At 44.1% G+C, this 18,601-nt stretch carries 19 protein-coding genes; 11 read left to right on the top strand and 8 right to left on the bottom strand.

What is annotated here, in order from left to right; translation table 11 throughout:
* Positions 1-167: 167 nt before the first annotated feature.
* The gene (locus tag GRQ40_RS03970) at positions 168-1,523 is read left to right on the top strand and encodes an MATE family efflux transporter (protein ID WP_370514199.1); all 1,356 of its coding nucleotides are present in this window, start codon (positions 168-170) and stop codon (positions 1,521-1,523) included.
* A 50-nt stretch (positions 1,524-1,573) separates the two neighbouring features.
* Here GRQ40_RS03970 and asnB read toward each other — a convergent pair whose 3' ends face one another.
* The gene (gene asnB, locus GRQ40_RS03965) at positions 1,574-3,421 is read right to left on the bottom strand and encodes an asparagine synthase (glutamine-hydrolyzing) (RefSeq protein ID WP_159719408.1); all 1,848 of its coding nucleotides are present in this window, start codon (positions 3,419-3,421) and stop codon (positions 1,574-1,576) included.
* Positions 3,422-3,743: 322 nt separating this feature from the next.
* On the opposite strand from asnB, the gene GRQ40_RS03960 reads away from it, so the two are divergent.
* Positions 3,744-4,292 (top strand): DUF2777 family protein, encoded by a 549-nt coding sequence (locus GRQ40_RS03960; RefSeq protein ID WP_159719407.1) that lies wholly within the window; start codon positions 3,744-3,746, stop codon positions 4,290-4,292.
* A 59-nt stretch (positions 4,293-4,351) separates the two neighbouring features.
* Here GRQ40_RS03960 and GRQ40_RS03955 read toward each other — a convergent pair whose 3' ends face one another.
* Positions 4,352-4,708 (bottom strand): YisL family protein, encoded by a 357-nt coding sequence (locus tag GRQ40_RS03955; protein WP_044745683.1) that lies wholly within the window; start codon positions 4,706-4,708, stop codon positions 4,352-4,354.
* Positions 4,709-5,098: 390 nt separating this feature from the next.
* Here GRQ40_RS03955 and GRQ40_RS03950 point away from each other — a divergent pair, with 390 nt between their 5' ends.
* Positions 5,099-6,292 carry an ornithine--oxo-acid transaminase gene (locus GRQ40_RS03950; RefSeq protein WP_159719406.1) on the top strand — a complete coding sequence of 398 codons (1,194 nt, stop codon included), beginning with the start codon at positions 5,099-5,101 and terminating at the stop codon, positions 6,290-6,292.
* A 308-nt stretch (positions 6,293-6,600) separates the two neighbouring features.
* Here GRQ40_RS03950 and GRQ40_RS03945 read toward each other — a convergent pair whose 3' ends face one another.
* Positions 6,601-7,503 (bottom strand): fumarylacetoacetate hydrolase family protein, encoded by a 903-nt coding sequence (locus GRQ40_RS03945; protein ID WP_159719405.1) that lies wholly within the window; start codon positions 7,501-7,503, stop codon positions 6,601-6,603.
* 198 nt (positions 7,504-7,701) lie between these two features.
* On the opposite strand from GRQ40_RS03945, the gene GRQ40_RS03940 reads away from it, so the two are divergent.
* On the top strand, positions 7,702-7,878 hold the full coding sequence (locus GRQ40_RS03940) for an aspartyl-phosphate phosphatase Spo0E family protein (RefSeq protein WP_159719404.1): 177 nt from the start codon (positions 7,702-7,704) through the stop codon (positions 7,876-7,878).
* Positions 7,879-7,942: 64 nt separating this feature from the next.
* Here the strand turns inward: GRQ40_RS03940 and GRQ40_RS03935 are convergent, their stop codons facing one another.
* The 3 genes from GRQ40_RS03935 to GRQ40_RS03925 all read right to left on the bottom strand — a co-directional run bounded on the left by GRQ40_RS03935 (position 7,943) and on the right by GRQ40_RS03925 (position 11,283).
* The gene (locus tag GRQ40_RS03935) at positions 7,943-9,124 is read right to left on the bottom strand and encodes a DUF418 domain-containing protein (RefSeq protein ID WP_159719403.1); all 1,182 of its coding nucleotides are present in this window, start codon (positions 9,122-9,124) and stop codon (positions 7,943-7,945) included.
* A 108-nt stretch (positions 9,125-9,232) separates the two neighbouring features.
* Positions 9,233-10,825 carry a long-chain-fatty-acid--CoA ligase gene (locus GRQ40_RS03930; protein ID WP_159719402.1) on the bottom strand — a complete coding sequence of 531 codons (1,593 nt, stop codon included), beginning with the start codon at positions 10,823-10,825 and terminating at the stop codon, positions 9,233-9,235.
* 233 nt (positions 10,826-11,058) lie between these two features.
* Positions 11,059-11,283: a spore germination protein gene (locus tag GRQ40_RS03925; protein WP_159719401.1), complete on the bottom strand. Its 225-nt coding sequence runs from the start codon at positions 11,281-11,283 to the stop codon at positions 11,059-11,061.
* A 145-nt stretch (positions 11,284-11,428) separates the two neighbouring features.
* Between GRQ40_RS03925 and GRQ40_RS03920 the strand changes: the two genes are divergently transcribed.
* From GRQ40_RS03920 to GRQ40_RS03890, 7 genes are all read left to right on the top strand, one after another.
* On the top strand, positions 11,429-11,653 hold the full coding sequence (locus GRQ40_RS03920; protein ID WP_044745675.1) for a spore germination protein: 225 nt from the start codon (positions 11,429-11,431) through the stop codon (positions 11,651-11,653).
* A gap of 65 nt (positions 11,654-11,718) precedes the next feature.
* Positions 11,719-11,940 (top strand): spore germination protein, encoded by a 222-nt coding sequence (locus GRQ40_RS03915; protein WP_044745674.1) that lies wholly within the window; start codon positions 11,719-11,721, stop codon positions 11,938-11,940.
* Between the two features lie 12 nt (positions 11,941-11,952).
* Positions 11,953-12,210 carry a spore germination protein GerPB gene (locus GRQ40_RS03910; protein ID WP_159719400.1) on the top strand — a complete coding sequence of 86 codons (258 nt, stop codon included), beginning with the start codon at positions 11,953-11,955 and terminating at the stop codon, positions 12,208-12,210.
* 48 nt (positions 12,211-12,258) lie between these two features.
* On the top strand, positions 12,259-12,867 hold the full coding sequence (locus tag GRQ40_RS03905; RefSeq protein ID WP_370514184.1) for a spore germination protein GerPC: 609 nt from the start codon (positions 12,259-12,261) through the stop codon (positions 12,865-12,867).
* Positions 12,864-13,046 (top strand): hypothetical protein, encoded by a 183-nt coding sequence (locus GRQ40_RS03900; RefSeq protein ID WP_044745671.1) that lies wholly within the window; start codon positions 12,864-12,866, stop codon positions 13,044-13,046. Before GRQ40_RS03905 ends, GRQ40_RS03900 begins: the two co-directional genes overlap by 4 nt.
* 33 nt (positions 13,047-13,079) lie before the next feature.
* A complete protein-coding gene (locus tag GRQ40_RS03895; protein WP_080860525.1) occupies positions 13,080-13,499 on the top strand; it encodes a spore germination protein GerPE in 420 nt (139 codons plus the stop codon).
* A 2-nt stretch (positions 13,500-13,501) separates the two neighbouring features.
* Complete coding sequence (locus tag GRQ40_RS03890) at positions 13,502-13,723, top strand: spore germination protein (RefSeq protein WP_066148161.1); 222 nt, start codon at positions 13,502-13,504, stop codon at positions 13,721-13,723.
* Positions 13,724-14,037: 314 nt separating this feature from the next.
* Here GRQ40_RS03890 and GRQ40_RS03885 read toward each other — a convergent pair whose 3' ends face one another.
* Together GRQ40_RS03885 and GRQ40_RS03880 are read right to left on the bottom strand one after the other, a co-directional pair.
* Positions 14,038-17,418, bottom strand: coding sequence for an AAA family ATPase (locus GRQ40_RS03885; protein ID WP_159719399.1), 3,381 nt, complete (start codon positions 17,416-17,418; stop codon positions 14,038-14,040).
* The gene (locus GRQ40_RS03880; RefSeq protein WP_066148156.1) at positions 17,415-18,590 is read right to left on the bottom strand and encodes an exonuclease SbcCD subunit D; all 1,176 of its coding nucleotides are present in this window, start codon (positions 18,588-18,590) and stop codon (positions 17,415-17,417) included. The genes GRQ40_RS03885 and GRQ40_RS03880 overlap by 4 nt, the downstream gene beginning before the upstream one ends.
* Positions 18,591-18,601: the final 11 nt, after the last annotated feature.

The following is an 18,601-nucleotide window of genomic DNA, read 5'->3' as shown; positions in this document are numbered from 1 at the left end:
AAAACATTTCAATCGATGAAAGAACTAGATTTATATATACCAGGATCAAATGCCGTTTATTTAAGTTTGATGCATCCACGTTTTTTGTTCTCAAATGAGATGATGATCACCGATTTCGACGGCCGGGCGATCGACTGCCGTCGCTTTCAGCTATAAAGGAGGGAACGATTATGTCTAATCATAAACACTTGTCATTATTCGCACTGACTTGGCCGATTTTTATCGAAACGCTTCTGTATATGTTGATGGGCAGTGCTGATACACTCATGCTCAGCCACTATTCTGATCAGGCCGTCGCCGCTGTCGGCGTCGCGAACCAAATTATTTTTCTTGTTATCGTCATGTTCGATTTTGTGGCAATGGGTACTGCTATTTTGGTCGCTCAATATATCGGCGCAAAAGATGTCAAAAATACGAGAGAAGTTGCCCTTGCTTCCATAAGCGCTAACTTTTTCTTTAGTTTTTTTCTTAGTGCCATTCTCCTGTTATTTGGAAAGCAACTATTATATGCCATGAAGCTGCCTGATGAACTTTTAGATGAAGCCTATTCTTATTTAGCCATCGTTGGCGGTTTTTTATTTGTTCAGGCTCTTATGATGACGGCTGGGGCCATTTTAAAAAGCCATGGGTATACTCGCGACACGATGTATATTACCGTCGGCATGAACATCCTTCATATCATCGGAAATTACATTTCTATTTTTGGGCCATTTGGTCTTCCGGTTTTAGGGGTCAAAGGAGTCGCCATTTCTACCACCATTAGTCGAATCATCGCATTAATCGCTATCTTTTTCCTTTTGGCCAAGCGAACGAACTTGATTCCGTCGCTATCACGCTTCGCCTATTTGCCTATGCATCACATTCGTAGCTTGCTGAAAATCGGCATCCCTGCTGCCGGAGAAAATTTGGCCTACAATACAGCGCAAATGGTGATCACATACTTTATTACATGGATGGGAACTGAAGCGCTAACAGCAAAAATCTATACGCAAAATCTGATCATGTTTGTTTTTCTGTTTGGCATTGCCGTCGGCCAAGGCACGCAAATTCTCGTCGGTTATTTCGTTGGAGCCAAGCAATATGAGCAAGCATACGCGCGCTGCTTAAAAAGCTTGTATAGCGCCATCTCGATTTCTATTGCTATGGCTTTTACATGCTATCTATTGGCTGAACCCCTGCTCTCATTTTTTACACATAACAAAGAGATCATCGAAATGGGAAAAACGCTGTTATTGCTAACTATTTTACTTGAACCGGGCCGTTCATTTAATCTAGTGATTATTAGTTCGCTCCGGGCAGCGGGCGATGTGCAGTTTCCTGTTTACATGGGAATTGCATCGATGTGGGGAGTAAGCGTCGCACTTTCCTATATTCTTGGCATTTATTTTGGTTTGGGGCTCATCGGTATTTGGATTTCTTTTATTGCTGATGAATGGCTGCGTGGACTATTCATGCTATGGCGCTGGCGATCAAAGGCTTGGTGCCATAAATCCCTTGTCCAATTTCCCGTGGGAACGACATGATAAAAAGCAAAGGAGAAGCTTGGTAAACAAAGGCTTCTCCTTTTTCTTTTTTAATCTTTAATTTGAATGGAATAATGCTCAAACCAAGTATGAACTTGGCACAAATAAGCAAGCAGCTGCGGGCCTGTCATCAGCTGGCCAAACCAAGGCGTTTGAAATGATTTCCCTCCTGTTTCCACCATTTCTTTTAGCTTTTCAGCTTCAAAAAATTCATACAGTGCGGAGGATCGCTCTTTTAATATTTCTTTCAGTCTCGTTTTGACTAATTCTGTATAAAGAGGATGATGTGTTTTCGGATAAGGGCTTTTCTTGCGATATAGCACTTCTTCTGGCAAAATTCCTTCCAGCGCTCGACGCAATATTCCTTTTTCTCGATTTCCGTACATTTTCATTTCCCATGGAATGTTCCATACATATTCTACTAAACGGTGATCAGCAAATGGCACACGCACCTCTAGGCTCGCTCCCATGCTCATTCGGTCTTTGCGATCAAGAAGGGTTGTCATAAACCAAATCATATTTAAATAAAACAGCTCGCGCCGCTTCGCTTCGACGGCACTTTCTCCTTCCAATCTTGGAACCTCTGCGATCGTTTCACGAAATCGCGTTTGCACATACTCATCTAAGCGCAATTTTTTCCGCCATTTTTCTTGAAGCAAATCCACTCGTGCCTTCGTAGACCGCATCCAAGGGAATCCATTTCGCGCCAAATCATCTGGGCGATGAAACCATGGATATCCACCAAAAATCTCATCGGCGCACTCTCCTGATAAGCTAACAACAAAGTCTTTCTTAATTTGTTGACAAAACCAAAGCAACGATGAGTCTACATCGGCCATTCCTGGTAAATCACGTACTGTAACGGCCTCTGTTAAATAATCAGCTAAATCTTGCTGCGAAATGACACAACGATGGTGAATCGTCGAAAATGTATTCGACATTTTCTCAATCCAAGGACCATCGGCATTCGGTTGAAAATCATTCGCTGTAAAGTACTGATCATTCTCTTCATAATCAATCGAATACGTATGCAACGGACCTTTCCCAGCCTTTTCAAACGCATTGGCGGCTATGGCAGTAATGGCGCTTGAGTCCACCCCACCTGATAAAAACGTACAAACAGGTACATCGGATACAAGCTGTCGCGTCACTGCATCAGTCAGTAGAAAACGGACTTTCTCTACCGTCTCTTCAAGCGAATCGGAGTGGACATGGCTTTTTACGTTCCAATAGCGGCGAATGTTGATACCTTCTCGCGAATAGATAAGCATATGGGCTGGACGCAATTCATGAATGCCATTAAATACTCCGTGCCCTGGAGTTCGAGACGGCCCCAATCCAAACACTTCCGCCAATCCTTCGCGGCCGATTTCTGTCTTTACTTCAGGATGTGCCAAAATCGCTTTAATCTCGGAACCAAATAATAAACTGCCTCCAATATGGCGGTAAAAGAGCGGTTTAACTCCTAAGCGATCCCTTGCTAAAAACAATTTTTCATTTTTTCCATCCCAAATGGCGAATGCAAAAATTCCATTAAGATAGTCCACACATGTTTCTTGCCACTCGATATAGGCTGTTAATAATACTTCTGTATCCGAATGGCCTTGAAATGTATAGCCCCTTTTTAAAAGCTCTTTGCGAATTTCTTCGGTATTATACAGTTCGCCATTATAACAAATTGTATAATCACTGCCATGTTTTTGTCTTGTCATCGGCTGTATGCCGCCTGCTGGATCGACGACGACAAGTCGTTTATGTCCAAATGCCACATGCTGGTCTAACCAGTAGTTTGTATCATCTGGACCGCGCTTTGCCAATGCTTCCGTCATTTTTTCAATGGTTGGTTGTGCAGTGCGCATCTCTCGCTGGAAATCCACCCAACCGGTGATCCCACACATATGAATCAATCCTTTCTTTTCTTCAGCGTAAAAACAGGTTGCTTTTTTTCATTATATGCAGCTAAGCGCTAGGCGCTCGTCGCCGCTTTTTTCTTTATCTACTCTGGCGACCGTCTCTCTTGTGCGAAACCAACTCCCTCCGGGTGGAGCGAGTAAACTTTGTTAATCCATCTTTCTCTCTAAAGCTAAGCGTTCTCCGCCGTTTTCCTTTATGGCATGCTTTCATTGTATGCAAATGCAGCGATTTCGATGAATTGTCCAATAGAGTGAATAAATGATGGGCAAATAGGTGAAAACGAAAAAAGAAAGGAGATGAGGAAAATTGACTCTTGAACAAAAGTTGGCACAGATTCCCGTCCAACAGCGCGCTTATATACAAGGAGAAATTGAATATGTAAACGGGGAATGGGTTTTTTTTGATGAAGAAGAGGAAGAAGCAGGACTGCTTGCAGAGTGGAGTGATGAGGAAATCGAAATTTTCCGATTCGGCCGCTGGCTTCGCGGATATTATCAACACAATGGAGAAATTCAATTATCTGGAACAAGAGTTTTACTGCAAAAGGGCGAGCTGGTTCGTTTTCGCAAACGATTGCCGTATGCTTATCGCAGCTGGCTTGATGCTCTTCCTGAAAAAACGTTTTTTGGCTTCATCGAATGGCTAAATAAACTGAATTTTTCATTATACGATTGTCTGTATTGCTATAACGGGCTCTTGTTTGAGAAGCGTACAGGCGTCAATTTTATGATTTTTGATAATACAGAGCTGATCGGGAACGTGCAACACTATTATGAGCGAGGCGAAACGAATAAAGATCGCTTTGAAATGACGTTCCATACAGGCAATCGGTTTATTTGCACACAAATCAGCTAAAAAGGGTGTCCACAGTAATTGGGACACCCTTTTCAATATAAGTAATACTTGACTGTCGTTTAGGAAAAAACATGGAATCCTAACGGAAGCTTAAGTCCTAAATATAAAACAAGCACAAAAGCCAGTACAAGCTGAATCCAAGCACTTTGGGCACGCTCTCCCTTTTTGGCGCGGACCGTCACCATCTCCATCGCGACAATGACCCAAAGACCAACAATCGCTTTTACGATATACAGCGCTGAAATCGAATACAAGCTAAACAATAGCATCGCTCCAGTAGCGATAATGAGCAGATAAAACAAGCGCAAAACCATATGGGCGATTTTCGCCTTCGGAGAATGAGCTTTGTACATCGACAAAGAAACAAAAAATAAAATGAAAGCAATCACCCATGTTGTAATGTGTGCATGCGTCATCGAAAATGATCTCCTTTCCAGCATTCGTTTTCTTCATCATAGCATGTTTTTGTAAAAAAACGAAATGGCATGCTTGTCTATAAATAGAATACATATCATCAAAAGATAAGCCGTATAGCCGTTTCCAAAACAGAGCCCCCATTTTTCGACGGTCGAGCGATCGCCGAAATTGGATCATCACCTGTTCACACGGAAACAAAATGAAGGAATCGAGTTGTATTTATATCGTCATACGCAATGCTCCATCGCGCCATCAGGTAAGAAGCTCTCTTTGCAAGCGAGAAAATGGACAAAGGCCATAAAGTTCCTTCTTTTTCCCAATCTAACAAGCTCGTATAATTTTTGCTATAATATATAATGGAGCGAATATTGCAAATAGGAGGAGCACACATGAGCAAAACAACAGAAATTATTCACTTAACTGAGCAGTTTGGCGCAAACAACTATCATCCGCTGCCAGTCGTTCTTTCTAAAGGAGAAGGCGTATGGGTAGAAGACCCTGAAGGCAATCGTTATATGGATATGTTAAGCGCCTATTCCGCCGTCAACCAAGGACATCGTCATCCGAAAATCATTCAAGCGCTCAAGGAACAGGCAGACCGCATTACCTTAACATCTCGAGCGTTTCATAACGATCAGTTGGGCCCTTGGTATGAAAAAGTAGCCAAATTAACAGGAAAAGACATGGTTTTACCAATGAATACAGGCGCAGAAGCGGTAGAAACAGCCGTGAAAGCTGCGCGCCGCTGGGCGTATGATGTCAAAGGCATCGAAGAAAATAAAGCGGAAATTATCGTTTGCGAAGATAATTTCCACGGACGGACAATGACCGCTGTTTCCATGTCTTCCAACCCTGAGTATCAGCGCGGATTCGGACCGATGCTTCCTGGCATCAAAGTGATCCCATTTGGCGATGTGGAAGCATTAAAGAAAGCGATTACACCAAATACGGCTGCCTTTATCTTTGAACCGATCCAAGGGGAGGCAGGCATTAATATTCCTCCAGAAGGATTTTTAAAAGCCGCCTATGAAGTATGTAAACAACACAACGTATTGTATATTGCCGACGAAATTCAAGCTGGCCTAGGCCGCTCAGGAAAAATGTTTGCATGCGATTGGGAAAATGTTGTGCCGGATATGTACATCCTCGGCAAAGCGCTAGGCGGCGGTGTATTCCCGATTTCTTGCGTAGCGGCCAACCGCGATATTTTAGGCGTTTTCAATCCAGGTTCACACGGTTCGACCTTCGGCGGTAATCCGCTCGCTTGCGCTGTTTCCATCGCAGCCATCGACGTTCTTGTTGAAGAAAAACTAGCAGAACGTTCTTTTAAATTAGGTGATTATTTCCAAGAGAAGTTACGTGAAATTCAGCATCCTGATATTAAAGAGGTCCGTGGCCGCGGATTATTTATCGGCGTTGAATTGCATGGGCCTGCCCGTCCATATTGTGAAAAATTGCAGAATGAAGGATTACTATGCAAAGAAACACATGACACCGTCATTCGTTTTGCCCCTCCATTGATCATCACGAAAGAACAGTTGGACTGGGCAATCGAAAAAGTGAAAAAGGTGTTTAATGAATAAATAAAAGCAAAGAGAACAGCAGGGGCTTAATAAGTCGGTTTTCCGGCTTATAGACGCCCCTTTAATGCTTTATAGAGTTGACTTTCTGGACAGTCCAACCATTTTGACCATCCTTCATGGATTGAGCTGGTTTCACATCAGACTCACTTGAAAACACTTGGCAGACAAAGGGGATGTGCTTTAGCGAAGATACCAATTGACCAAAGACGTTTAGGGGCTGACGAGCGAAGCCAGTGACGAAAGACAAAAGCGTTTAAGCAGTCTGACAAGGGCTTTCCGGATAAGGAAAGCCCTTGTTTATGACATTCTTATTCGCCAATTCGATTGCGAAGCGTGCCGATTTTTTCGATGGTGATTTCCACGCTGTCCCCTGATTGCAAAAAACGCGGCGGTTTCATGCCTTTTCCGACTCCAGCCGGCGTCCCTGTCGCAATAATGTCGCCAGGCTCTAACGTCATTCCTTGTGAAATCGTAGAAATAATCGTTTCAACCGGAAAAATAAACTGTTCGGTATTCGCTTTTTGCCGTATTTCCCCATTCACTTTCGTTTCAATATGCAAGCGGTTCGGGTTAGGGATCAGCGACTTATGTACGATCCATGGCCCCATCGGACAAGACGTATCCAAGCTTTTGCCAAGCAAAAATTGTTTGTGGCGCTGCTGCAAATCCCGCGCTGTAATATCGTTGATAATCGTATAACCAAATACGTAGTCCAACGCTTCTTCTTCTTTAATGCCTTTTCCTTTTTTGCCGATAACAACCGCTAATTCTCCCTCATAATCTAATTCTTCTGTCACATGGGCATGACGCAAAACAAGGGACTCATGTCCTATTACGGTTGTCGGCGCTTTAGAAAACAGCATCAGATGTTTCGGAATGTCATCCGCGCTTCCAAGCTCAAGCGCGTGATCGACATAGTTTTTCCCGACGCAAAAAATATTTTTAAGGGGACGCGGAATCGGCGCCAACAGCTGGACGCTTTCAAGTGGATAGACATAATCAACAGCTCGCTGCTTCTCGCTCCATGTGACAATTTCCTGCACTTTATCGACAAACGCATCACCAAGCGCGATACACTCCATAAGCGAGTGGGGCAGCGTGGACTCCTCTCCCATGGCCTGCTCCGCCATTTGCAAGTGAACGACTTCATTTTGAGCGCTTAGTACGCCGACAAATGACGTTCCTTGGCGCTTAGCTGTCACAAATTTCATGATCCTTGACCTCCCTTTCTCCCTTTGATTATTCTCTATCTTGTCGTCCAAACCCTCCCAAAAATTTGTAGAAATATAGAATATTATGTCTTTTTTTAGCGAACCTCTTCCCTTCTTTCCCATTCTATGTATAATGATGATATACTATTCGCCATACTATATTCCTAAAACATCATAATAAAACGTTGGTGAAAAACAATGATCATGTTGATTGAAGAAAAAAGACAACAGATGATTGAGTTGGCTTTAACATATGGTCTAACTGCCAAAGAAACCATTCAGTGCAGCCAAGAGCTCGATGAATTGTTAAATATTCAATTAAGAGAGGCTCTAGCCTCTAAGCAGCATCATTATTCTCTTTCTAAATCCCCTTAGCATCGAATAAAAATCTACTGAAAAAGCCGATTCAGTAGATTTTTTATTTTGATCATGAATCTCTTTATGTTCTTTTAAACGGCTGCTTCTGCCCATATATGATTGTTCTCCATAGCCATTCTACCGGTCCTGTTCGATAGCGCTTCATCCATCTGTTGCTGATGACCACTTGCAGGCTATAAATGAAAACCGCCAACAGCAATCCGTAAAATGGACGCACCGTTCCATATAATCCAAAGCCATAATGGTAAAACAATAACGTGCACAAAATAGATTGAAATAAATAATTTGTTAGCGACATTTTGCCTACAGCTGCAAAGGTGGAAAGAATTTTATTTCCCCACCTCATATCGGAACATAACGCAATGGTGGTCACATAAAAAATAGAAGTTAATGGCCCACCCAGCATGTTTTGTATATATTCTGTCGCCATATTTCTTTCCGCCCAGTACGGCAAAAGCTTCAAGCTCCAGCCGAACAAAAGAGTGAAGAGCCACAGTTTTTTCAATGTTTTTTTATTGGCAGAAATAGAGGAAAACCATTGTTGTTTGGCAACGTACGCCCCGAACAAAAACATGGGCAAAAGCGAAAGAATAATAAAGATCGTTCCTTCTGCGTTGTTTACATACATCCAGTCGTGCCAACGCTGCTGAAAAATCTCTGCAAATGTACCGTCTCGGTAATGATGAAGAGCCTCGTGAGCCAAGGTTTCGTCAGATGGTGCATCCGAATTTCCAAGCTCTATCCATACTGCAATCCCCAATAAAGCGCTAAGCAGTCCGTTGGGAACGAGCCAAAGCAGCAATGCCCAGACAAAGAGAGAACGCGGGGACGCCCGATGAAACAATAGCATAAACATTCCAGTAAGAGCATAGGAAATTAAAATATCGCCATACCAGATCAGAAAGGCATGGAGACATCCGATTAAAAGCAAGGAAATCATCCTTCTGGCAAAAAGCCGGACAAACGGCCTCTTTTTCATCAGCACTCGTTCACGAAAGATGATGACGCCAAAACCGAATAAAAAAGCAAATAATGGATAGAAGCTAGCTTCAGCAAAAATATCAATCATTTTTTCCGTCAAGCGATCGGAAGCATGGCTCGACCCGCTTCCGTGGCTCAAATACATGATAGGAGAGTTAAAATGGGGCATATTGACTAGAAAAATGCCCAAAATAGCAATCCCCCGCATCATATCGACAGATTGAATACGTTCTGTATCAGAAATAGAATGAAATTCGCTCATTGTCTTACCTCACCATTCACTCATGCCTGCTCATGTCTTCAACAATATAAAAAACAAAGGCCATCTGTCAATGAACAAATGGCCTTTCCTCCCCAAGACATTGCGCGTTTAGTTTACATATCTGTCTGCTTTTCCAATGGACGTCCAATATTCCTTGCGCAAATGCACTTTTTGAATTTTCCCTGATGCCGTTTTCGGAAGCTCATCCACAAATGTCACACCTGTAATGGCTTTAAAATGTGCGAGTCTTTCTCGTGAAAAAGCAATAAGCTCCTGCTCTGTAACCGTATGTCCTGGGCGTGTCACGACAAATGCATGTGGCGTTTCTCCCCACTTTTCATGGGGCACAGCAATCACTGCCACCTCCAACACGGATGGATGATCATACAGAACACCTTCCACCTCAATGGAAGAAATATTTTCGCCGCCACTAATAATAATATCTTTTTTTCTATCAACGATATCAATATTTCCATACGAATCAACTGTAGCCATGTCTCCCGTATGAAGCCAGCCGTTTCGGATCGTTTCCATCGTTGCCTCGGGATTTTTCCAATATCCTTTCATTACACCGTTGCTGCGCACAACGACTTCTCCAATCGTTTGACCGTCATGTGGAACGGCTTCACCATGCTCGTTCACCACTTTTACTTCGCAACCGATCATGGCGTGTCCCGCCTTTGCTTTCATCCGGTATTGTTCATGAAGAGGCAAGTCGCTTAGATGCGAGCGGATCGTAGAAACAGTGCTTAGCGGCGACGATTCTGTCATGCCATACACTTGGATAAACTCCCAGCCCAGCTCTTTTTCTACGCGTGTGACAAAGGCCGGCGGCGGTGCGGAACCAGCGATGACAACACGAACGGGATGCTCCATAATAGGAACATGCTGTTCGTAATATTGCAATAATGAATTGAGCACAGTGGGAGCCATATGCATCACATTAACCTGATATTTTTGAATGTATTCAAAAATCAGCTCTGGCGCCGCTTTTCGCAAGCAAATATGCGTCGCTCCATTCGCCGTATAATAAAACGGAGATCCCCACCCATTCACATGGAACATTGGCAGCACATGCAAATAGTTATCGCGATCTGATACGCGCAGGTGATGCATCGTTATTAGCGCATGAAGATAATTATTCCGGTGTGTAAGCATGACCCCTTTCGGATTTCCGGTTGTTCCGCTCGTATACAGAAGGCTGCATACATCATCCTCGTCGATATCAGGGCGCTGGAATGGCGCAGAAGTGAACTGCGTCAGCCATTCATCGTAAGCGATTTCATTCGTTTCCGGATTTTTCCCATGAACAATGATCGCTTCGATGGTTTCAAGCTTGTCCTTAATCGGCAAAATCAAGTGGTACAGCTCTTGATCTACAAACAGCACTTTGCTTTCACTATGATTTAAAATAAACAAATAATCGTCTGGTTTTAAGCGAATGTTTAACGGAACCATGACCGCGCCAAGCTGAAACACCCCATAAAATCCTTCGAGCATTTCAAGCGTATTCGGAGCCAAATACGCCACGCGATCCCCTTTTTTTACCCCCAAATCCCTCAGACCGTGTGACAGTTGATTGACTCTGTCATTTAGCTCGCGATATGTAAGCTCCTTTCCTTCGTCAATCACCCCTATTTTGTCGCCGTATAACGACACCGCTCGGTCCAAAAACTGGGTCAGCAGCAACGGTACTTTCATTTTTCTCTCTCCCCTCCGTGTTTATCTATCTGAAAATTCAATAAAATTATAACACATGGGTGATATAGATGTAACTTACTATTTCACATTTGTATGGATCAATGATCCAGCACATTGCTCTCTAGGCGAAAGCCGACTTCGACATCACATTTTGGCGTGGCCGGCTGCCGATCTCTCCAAAATATCTTCAAACAGCCTTTACATAAGAAAAGCGCTACAGGTTTGTAGCGCTTTTAATTGTTTCCAATATTGCTAGCGTCCTTCAAGCTTGGATCCAAAGTATTAGTGGCACTAAACAAGACATTCGTTTGAATAAAATTCCCTACATTATCTCCGCCGCCTCCGCTAAAAGCCTTCGCTGTACTTTTTGGCGCAATTTGTAAAACATCTCCTAGATTTACCGTTCCATTTCCGCTAATGCTTGTCACCATGATACCGCCCAAAATCAATGCTGGCATGTCGATCATCCTCTTTTTTTGTATTACTGTTATTTTATGAAGAGCAAACAAAAAACGATAGGGACATCCATCTTATATTCAACACTTTATTTCCATCTCCATATAATGATAAACAGATACCTATGATGAGAAAGGACGTGGTCATATGCCATCTTTTATCGGGGGGCCTATAAAAATCACACATGTCAGCGGCGATGGAACCGTCAATTTTGGCGATGTACTGCAAATCGCGCCAAAAAGCGCCTTAAAATCCAATCAAGGCGCCGGCGGCGGAAATAACGGAGATTTTTTGCAAACCAACACATTTGTCAGCTTTACAAACACATCCGATCCTGACGTTAATGATGCCAATAATGTCGCCAACAATTAAAGAAATTCACATTTTTCTCTATTCGCCCATAACCTATAACGAGAATAAAAAAAGGGTGTATGATGATGCCAGCATTCGTTGGGGTAGTAAAACTTAACAGTATCGGAAGCAGCGGTGTATTTCATATTGGCGACGTTTTTGCGATCAGTCCTTACAGCGTCGCGAAAACATTTGCCGGTGCTGGTTCTTTTAATACAGGAAACGGCTTAAGCATATATAATTATTACAGCAATACAAACACAAATGATGCAGATCTTATGGATGATAGTGTGGTCGGCAACGCATAAAGGAGTGACACGATGAACTTTTATATCAACCAAAGCATCTACATTTATCAATTTAAAATCGGCTCTGTGACCAACTCATCCGTGCTCCAAATCGGCAGCGCTGGGCAAATTCAGGCACTTTCCACATTAAGCAACACAGGCGGATTTACTGGGCCTGCACCTGAAGCCGTCATCTCTGGCCCTGCAAGCGAGCCGAGCACTCCATTGGTCCCTCTTCATTCCGCAACTCGCGAAAAAATGACAAAAAAAAGTGATGACAACCATTCATAGCCCATATATTGAAAAGAGAAGGGATCATTGAGAGGATGAGAAGCGACTATGAGCAGCTTGTTTCCATACGACTATTTTATGAAATTGCAGCAATATTTATTATGGCAAACAAACAAGATCCAAACCATCGAAAACCGGCTTGCCATTCTTGAGAAAGAGCTGCATGAAATCAAGCAGCATCCACAAACAATGATTGAACGAATTGAGTATAAATTTGATCAGCTCAAAGTAGAAACATTAGAAGGCACGTTAAATATCGGCCTCACGCCAAATGGCACGGGATCCATTGAAGATTTTGCAGTCGATGCTGAAAAAACGATTATTCCTAAACCGGAGCCGGCCCTATTTGGCAATATTCAGACCAAAGTCAATGGTTATTTGGAAAATGAATGCATGCAAGTATTACAAGAGCTCGAAGCGAAATACGCCTATCCTTTAGATGATCCGTATCGCCAGTTTATTCTCCAAGATATTCAGCGTCAAGTCGATGAACGGATCCGCTTCTATTTGCAGCAAACCATGAATGGCGGATATGTCCCAGATCAAAAATCATCGGAAAATATAGAGAATATGATATTTATGAAGCTGAAGGAAGACATTGAGCAATCATTAGAAAGCTTTATTAAACATCTTCCAAAGCAAGGAGGAACATCATGAACTATACTGTGATTAACCGTGACGTGCAAGTAGGCGACATTTATCTTACAGCTGTAACGAGCTCTGCTATTTTTCTCATCGGAGATGCAGACGTGATAAATTTATCATCCGCTTTTGACACACCGCCTGAATCATTGATTATTGGCCCTCTCGTCCCGCTTGCTCCAAAAGGATCGTAACACTACAAGCTTAGGGGAAGGTTGTCGGTATTGATGAAGCGCTTATCAATGGTTCAATGGCTCAATAGTAACACCGTCCTTTTGAGCTCGGTGTTGCAAATTGGCGATTCTCGAGAAATTAACGCTCGTTCATACGTTTTAGCTGTCCAAAGGCAATACGAATGGTTTGGCGGGAATGAAGGGGAAGGGGCTTTTCCTGTGTTTGCAAGGTCTCTGCCTAAACTTCCCGTATCGGCATATGTGCAAACTCGCCGCTTGAATGAATCACCTGTTCTTTCAGTTCGTTCGATTCACTTAATCGCTGTTTCCACCGCAGCAGTCGTTCATATCGGCTCCACTTCTACGATTGATGCCGATACGCGCATTAAGCATATTCGGCAACTATCAGAGCCAAACATTCCTTTCTCTCTTTCGCTTCCACAAGCAGCAATTCGAATAACAAAGGATGGATGAACATGCCAGCAGTTGTTGGTCCAATTAAAATTACAAACGTAAGCAGCGGTGCTGTTTTTCAAGTAGGAGACACCATGTACATCGCACCAAAAACATCTACCAAAACCCAAGGGGGATCCGGAGGATTTAATACGGGCGATTTTATTTTGACAAATAACGGTATCAGTTTTACAAATTCCCTCGATCCGGATGTATTCGATAACAATGTCGCTGGTAATAACTAAAGTTTTTCCAAAAAATGAACCTCTCCCACCAACACTCCGTTAAGAGGTGAGAGGCTTCTCCGTTAAAAAGCAGCAATGACAGCTACGATCGATGTCATTTATTTGCATAATAAAGGCTGGGTGTTTTCCCACAGCCCGATGATGGAACAACGCCGCTTCACAGAACCAGAACGGGTCTGAAAGCGGCGTTACTTCAACTTTTGTCACACATCTATGTAATGAAAAGACTAAGGACGGACAAGCCTCCAACTATTCGTTTTTCAGAAATCATGATATGCATCAAGTAGATAAAAACCCCTCTTTTGGCTACTTGACTACATGACTTCTAATTTAACACGCGTGCCCCGGCCAGAAGGCTCAGCAGGTTCGACAATGAGCCGCTTTGGAAGACGGGCGCGCAACTCCTGCACATGGCTGATCACGCCGATCGCCATATCGTTCGCCTGCAGCCGTTCTAAAGCAGAAATGACGACATCGAGAAGCTCCCCATCCAGTGTGCCAAACCCTTCATCCAAGAAGAAAAACTGCAGCGGATACTCACCGCGAAGCTGGATTTGTGCCGATAAGGCTAGGGACAATGACAGAGAAGTTAAAAAGGTTTCCCCTCCTGATAACGTCGTTACTGGACGTCGCACTCCTCCATTCGCATCATCCCTGATCATAAATCCTCCCTCTGAATCGACTTCGATGGCATAGCGCTGTCTTGTTAGCTCGCCAAGCCGCTCAGACGCATCACGAGTGACACGGATCAACTGCTCCTCCGCCATAAATTCAACAAAGCTGTTTCCGCGCAACACATTTTGCAGCTCACGATATTGCTGGACTAGCCGTTCCACTGCCATTCGCTGCTGCTCCAGCTCTTGAAAGCGTTTATGCTTTTCAGTCAGCTCCTCTACTCTTGTTTTAGCAGAAGCCACTTGTTTGATTAATTCTGTCGTTTTCTCTTCTTGTTGCCGGAGCATGGAAGCGCTCTGCTGCCATTGTTCTTCACTGATTTCCATGCCATTCATCCGGTCCGTCACCCGCTGCCATTCATTTTGCCATTTCAGCCAGTTTTCACGGAATTGTTGGATACGTTCTGCCATCGCGTTCTTTTCTTCTTGTGTTAATGGAGTTTTACGAATTTCATCAGCGTTTGCAAAAGAGCTCTGCTGCAACATCTCCCTCCATTTATCCTCTGCTTGCTCCAGCCGTTTTTCCCCTTCAGATAGCGCTTGTATCGCAGCCTGTTTTTTTGCTTCTAACAGCTGATATTGGCGCTGCATGCCGTTGTACGATTCATACGCTTCTTCTTCTTGTTTTTGCAACTGAACAAGCTGCTGCTCCACATCCGCCAATCGATGCTCAAGCGGTTGTTCGTCAATAGGAAATGGAAGGGATTGCTCGTACTCTTTATATTGTTGCTGTTTCATCTGCTGTAAAAGCAGAGCATCCGCTCGCTGCCGCTGTAGCTGTTGCCATTGTTCTTTTGCTTGTTCACATTCCTCCTGTTTTTGTTCAAGAAATACAACGCTTTTATCAATTCGTTCCTGCAATAATTGTGCTTCTTTTTCATCCGCACGCAATTGGTCCATCATTTGTTCAACCGCTGTAAATGAGAGATCTTCATAGATTGCTAGCCAATTTTGCATGCGTTCGTCCTTCATGCGCTCTCTTTCTTGGTATTTAGCGAGACGCTCTTCTATTTCCTGCTGCAGCGAATGGCGCTGATTGACAATCTCTTGCCGCTGCTTTTCAAGCGTTCGCCGCCTTTCCAGCATCGTATTGATTGCTTCACGGCATTGGAAATAATCCTGCTGTAAAGCTTTTACTTCTGCGGCCAGATCATGGAACTGTACGTCGATAGGAGCATAAGACTCTTCTTCTGCTTCTCTTTTTGCCCTAGACGCATCGCTTAACGCTACTCCCTCTCTATTCTCCTCTTGCATAACCGCTTCAGCTAATTGTTCCAGCTGAATTTTCAGCGACTGGAAGGACGAAGCGAGCGGCTGTGCTCTCTCCAGCTCCTCGTCCCATTTTAACAGCTCCTGCTCGCTCGGTTGCTCGCTAGATGATAGGGCAGGAGACGGGTGATGGAGAGAACCGCACACAGGACAAGGACTTCCTTCTGTTAACGTTGCCGCCAAAGAGGCAGCCGCATGCTGCAGCCGTGTCTTCTCCGCTATTTTTTGCTTTTGTTTGATCTTGTAGATGAGCTTTTCAAGTTGGATTTGTTTTTCACATACACGATGGTAAAGCCTCTCGATTCGCTGAAAATGGGCTGTCCACGCTTTCTTACCATCTTCCAGTTGCTTTTCATACACACTTTCGCGCTGCACAAGCCGATCATAGCTTTCTTGCTTTTGTCTATACTCCCTCTTGATTTCTTGCAGCGCTTGATCAAGCACCATCACTTCTTTTTTTTCTTCATAAGCCCGATAGATCCGCTCTTTTACTTGCGCAGGGACCTGCTTTTGCCGCCATTGCTCCTTGAGACTTTTTTGCTTGTCCAACGCTCGTTCATAAAGCTGGGAAAGGTGTTCGAACGCTTGCTGTGCTTGCTTTTCTTTTGCCATCGTTTCCGAGATCCGCGCCCTAATATCCTTCATTTCTCGCTCCATTTGCTGCATCCGCTCCCACAGCTGCTTGGCTTGCAAAAGCTGTTCTTTCTTCTGCAAAAGCTTCGGCTCCTGCTCATTTTTTTTCGCGCGAATAAAACGGTAAGCTTCAGCTGCCTGTTCATATTGCTGACGAGTAACATGAAGCTGCTGCTCAATGCGCTTCATTTCTCTTTCCCATTCTTCAACCTCTCGCTTTGCTTGTTCATATTGCTGAGCGTAGGGAAGTAAGCGTTCCGCCTCCTCCGCCTTTTGGCGCTTTTGTTCAAGCGTGAGGATTTCCGTCTCCTCCATCCGGCATTTTTCCAACTGCTGTTCGATGTATTCCTTTTCCTTTTGCCATTGCCACAGCTCTTTATCACGTTCATATCGCTCTTTTATTTGAACCAAATAAAGCTGCTGCTGCTTGAGTTCTTGCTCCAGTTGTTCTAATTGCTGCAGTTGTTCATCCAACGTTTCTTTTGAGGCATTGCCAAGTCCTGCTTGCTCCGCGCAAATGGTTTCTAACTTGGCTGTAGCGTTTATGAATCTCGTTTTTAGCTTTTTGTTCAATTGATCCCCATATTGTTCAAGATTAAAAAGCCGCTGCAGCATTTGCCGACGCTCGACACCCTTTAGCGATAAAAATTCAGCAAATTTCCCTTGCGGCAGCACGACGGCCCGCGTAAAATCCTTCATTTCCAAGCCGAGCAGCTGCTTGATTTGATCGTCGACCTCCCTTGTTTTATCCGCAAGCACGACTCGTTCTGAACCTTCCTCAATTAGACGGCTAATCGCTGTTTTAACACGAAGTCCCTCACTTCTCTTAAAGCTTCGCTCAACGGTATATTTTCTCTTTCCATTGGCACTGGCCAATTCAAAAGTAAAGGAAACGACTAACTCCTGCTCTGCATGATTCATAATGCCGTTCGTATTGTTGGCCGCGCGCTCAACATTTCCGTAAAGCGCCAAAGTCATCGCATCTAAAATGGAGGATTTGCCGCTGCCCGTCGGTCCGAAAATGCCAAAAAGGCCCCCTTCACACAGCTTATCGAATTCGATCACCTGCTTTTCGCGAAAGCTATGCAATCCGGCAACCGTTAAACGAATCGGCTTCATGCTTCATCACCATCCTCATCTTCATCAGCAAGCAGTTCGAGGAACATCCGGACAAGCTCTTCCGTCGGCTTGGCCCCTCCTGTCTGCTTTTCATAAAAGCGCTGAAATAGCACTTCAATCGGAGTATGCTCGCGCTCCTCTTGTACAGCCTGTTGCTTGGTTAAAAAATGAGGGCGAATATAGATAAATCCGTCATAGCTTTTACGTAAACGATGAATTTCTTCCAATGTCAATGAATGCTCAACATAAATTTCCAAATCAATCCAAGCATTGCGGTCTTTTCCTTCCTCAAGCCAGCGATAAACCTGGGCCAAGCCTTCGGTCGCTTTCCACTTGGCAAGCGGTCTGCCGCATGACAACGGTAGCTCTGACACATTCGCTTCCTTTTGGGGATGAACATCCACAATCGTGACCGATTTGGTATAGCCCACTTCAGAAAAGCTATAGGCAAGCGGAGAACCCGAATAGCGCGCCGGCATTGCGGCTTGTTTAACGTTTTGCGGCCGATGCAAATGCCCTAGCGCCACATATTGAGCCTGGTCTGGAAAACAATGGGCTGATACCGTATAAGCCCCTCCGACTTCAATTGGCCGCTCCGAATCAGACGGCTCACCTCCCGCCACATATAAATGGCTCATCGCGATATTCACCGTATCGTGCCGAAATTGCTGATTCATCACAGTGAAAATTTCCTTTACCTTTTCATCATATTTTTTTCGTAATAGTTTCTCATCGTTTTCAGCAGCCAACAGCTGGGCTAGCCTTGATTCTGATGGGTATGGAAGCGCGGCTAACAACAACGTTTCCCCGCATGTCGGAATATAGATTTCTTGCCCTCTCATCGTGGGCAAACCAAGCAAGGTGATCGAATGAGAAGCCGCCAGCCGCGAAGCAGCGGCTAAACGATCCGGATGGTCGTGATTGCCTGCAATCACGACCACCGGACGCCGTCCGCCATTTGATAGCCTAGCAATCCCTTCATAAAACAACTGTTCTGCGGCTGCTGGCGGATTCACCGAATCAAAAACATCGCCAGCCATCAGCACAGCATCAATTTTTTCTTCTTCAACAATGGAGACCAATTCATCTAAAAATTGCTCTTGTTCTCGCAGCCGGCTTCTTCCTTCTAATGTTCTCCCTAAATGCCAATCGGCTGTATGCAAAATTCGCAAAGCCTTCCCTC

The sequence above is a fragment of the Anoxybacillus sp. PDR2 genome (assembly GCF_009834045.1).
In the GTDB taxonomy this organism is placed as follows: Bacteria; Bacillota; Bacilli; order Bacillales; family Anoxybacillaceae; genus Anoxybacteroides; species Anoxybacteroides rupiense.
The sequence above is the reverse complement of the archived record's forward strand: the minus strand, read 5'-3'. Positions and strand labels throughout refer to the sequence as shown.

Coding starts and splice junctions, on each gene's coding strand:
- asnB (WP_159719408.1), bottom strand. CDS start 3,421: ATGTGTGGGATCACCGGTTGGGTGGATTTCCAGCGAGAGATGCGCACT.
- GRQ40_RS03955 (WP_044745683.1), bottom strand. CDS start 4,708: ATGACGCATGCACACATTACAACATGGGTGATTGCTTTCATTTTATTT.
- GRQ40_RS03950 (WP_159719406.1), top strand. CDS start 5,099: ATGAGCAAAACAACAGAAATTATTCACTTAACTGAGCAGTTTGGCGCA.
- GRQ40_RS03945 (WP_159719405.1), bottom strand. CDS start 7,503: ATGAAATTTGTGACAGCTAAGCGCCAAGGAACGTCATTTGTCGGCGTA.
- GRQ40_RS03940 (WP_159719404.1), top strand. CDS start 7,702: ATGATCATGTTGATTGAAGAAAAAAGACAACAGATGATTGAGTTGGCT.
- GRQ40_RS03935 (WP_159719403.1), bottom strand. CDS start 9,124: ATGAGCGAATTTCATTCTATTTCTGATACAGAACGTATTCAATCTGTC.
- GRQ40_RS03930 (WP_159719402.1), bottom strand. CDS start 10,825: ATGAAAGTACCGTTGCTGCTGACCCAGTTTTTGGACCGAGCGGTGTCG.
- GRQ40_RS03925 (WP_159719401.1), bottom strand. CDS start 11,283: ATGCCAGCATTGATTTTGGGCGGTATCATGGTGACAAGCATTAGCGGA.
- GRQ40_RS03920 (WP_044745675.1), top strand. CDS start 11,429: ATGCCATCTTTTATCGGGGGGCCTATAAAAATCACACATGTCAGCGGC.
- GRQ40_RS03915 (WP_044745674.1), top strand. CDS start 11,719: ATGCCAGCATTCGTTGGGGTAGTAAAACTTAACAGTATCGGAAGCAGC.
- GRQ40_RS03910 (WP_159719400.1), top strand. CDS start 11,953: ATGAACTTTTATATCAACCAAAGCATCTACATTTATCAATTTAAAATC.
- GRQ40_RS03905 (WP_370514184.1), top strand. CDS start 12,259: ATGAGCAGCTTGTTTCCATACGACTATTTTATGAAATTGCAGCAATAT.
- GRQ40_RS03900 (WP_044745671.1), top strand. CDS start 12,864: ATGAACTATACTGTGATTAACCGTGACGTGCAAGTAGGCGACATTTAT.
- GRQ40_RS03895 (WP_080860525.1), top strand. CDS start 13,080: ATGAAGCGCTTATCAATGGTTCAATGGCTCAATAGTAACACCGTCCTT.
- GRQ40_RS03890 (WP_066148161.1), top strand. CDS start 13,502: ATGCCAGCAGTTGTTGGTCCAATTAAAATTACAAACGTAAGCAGCGGT.
- GRQ40_RS03885 (WP_159719399.1), bottom strand. CDS start 17,418: ATGAAGCCGATTCGTTTAACGGTTGCCGGATTGCATAGCTTTCGCGAA.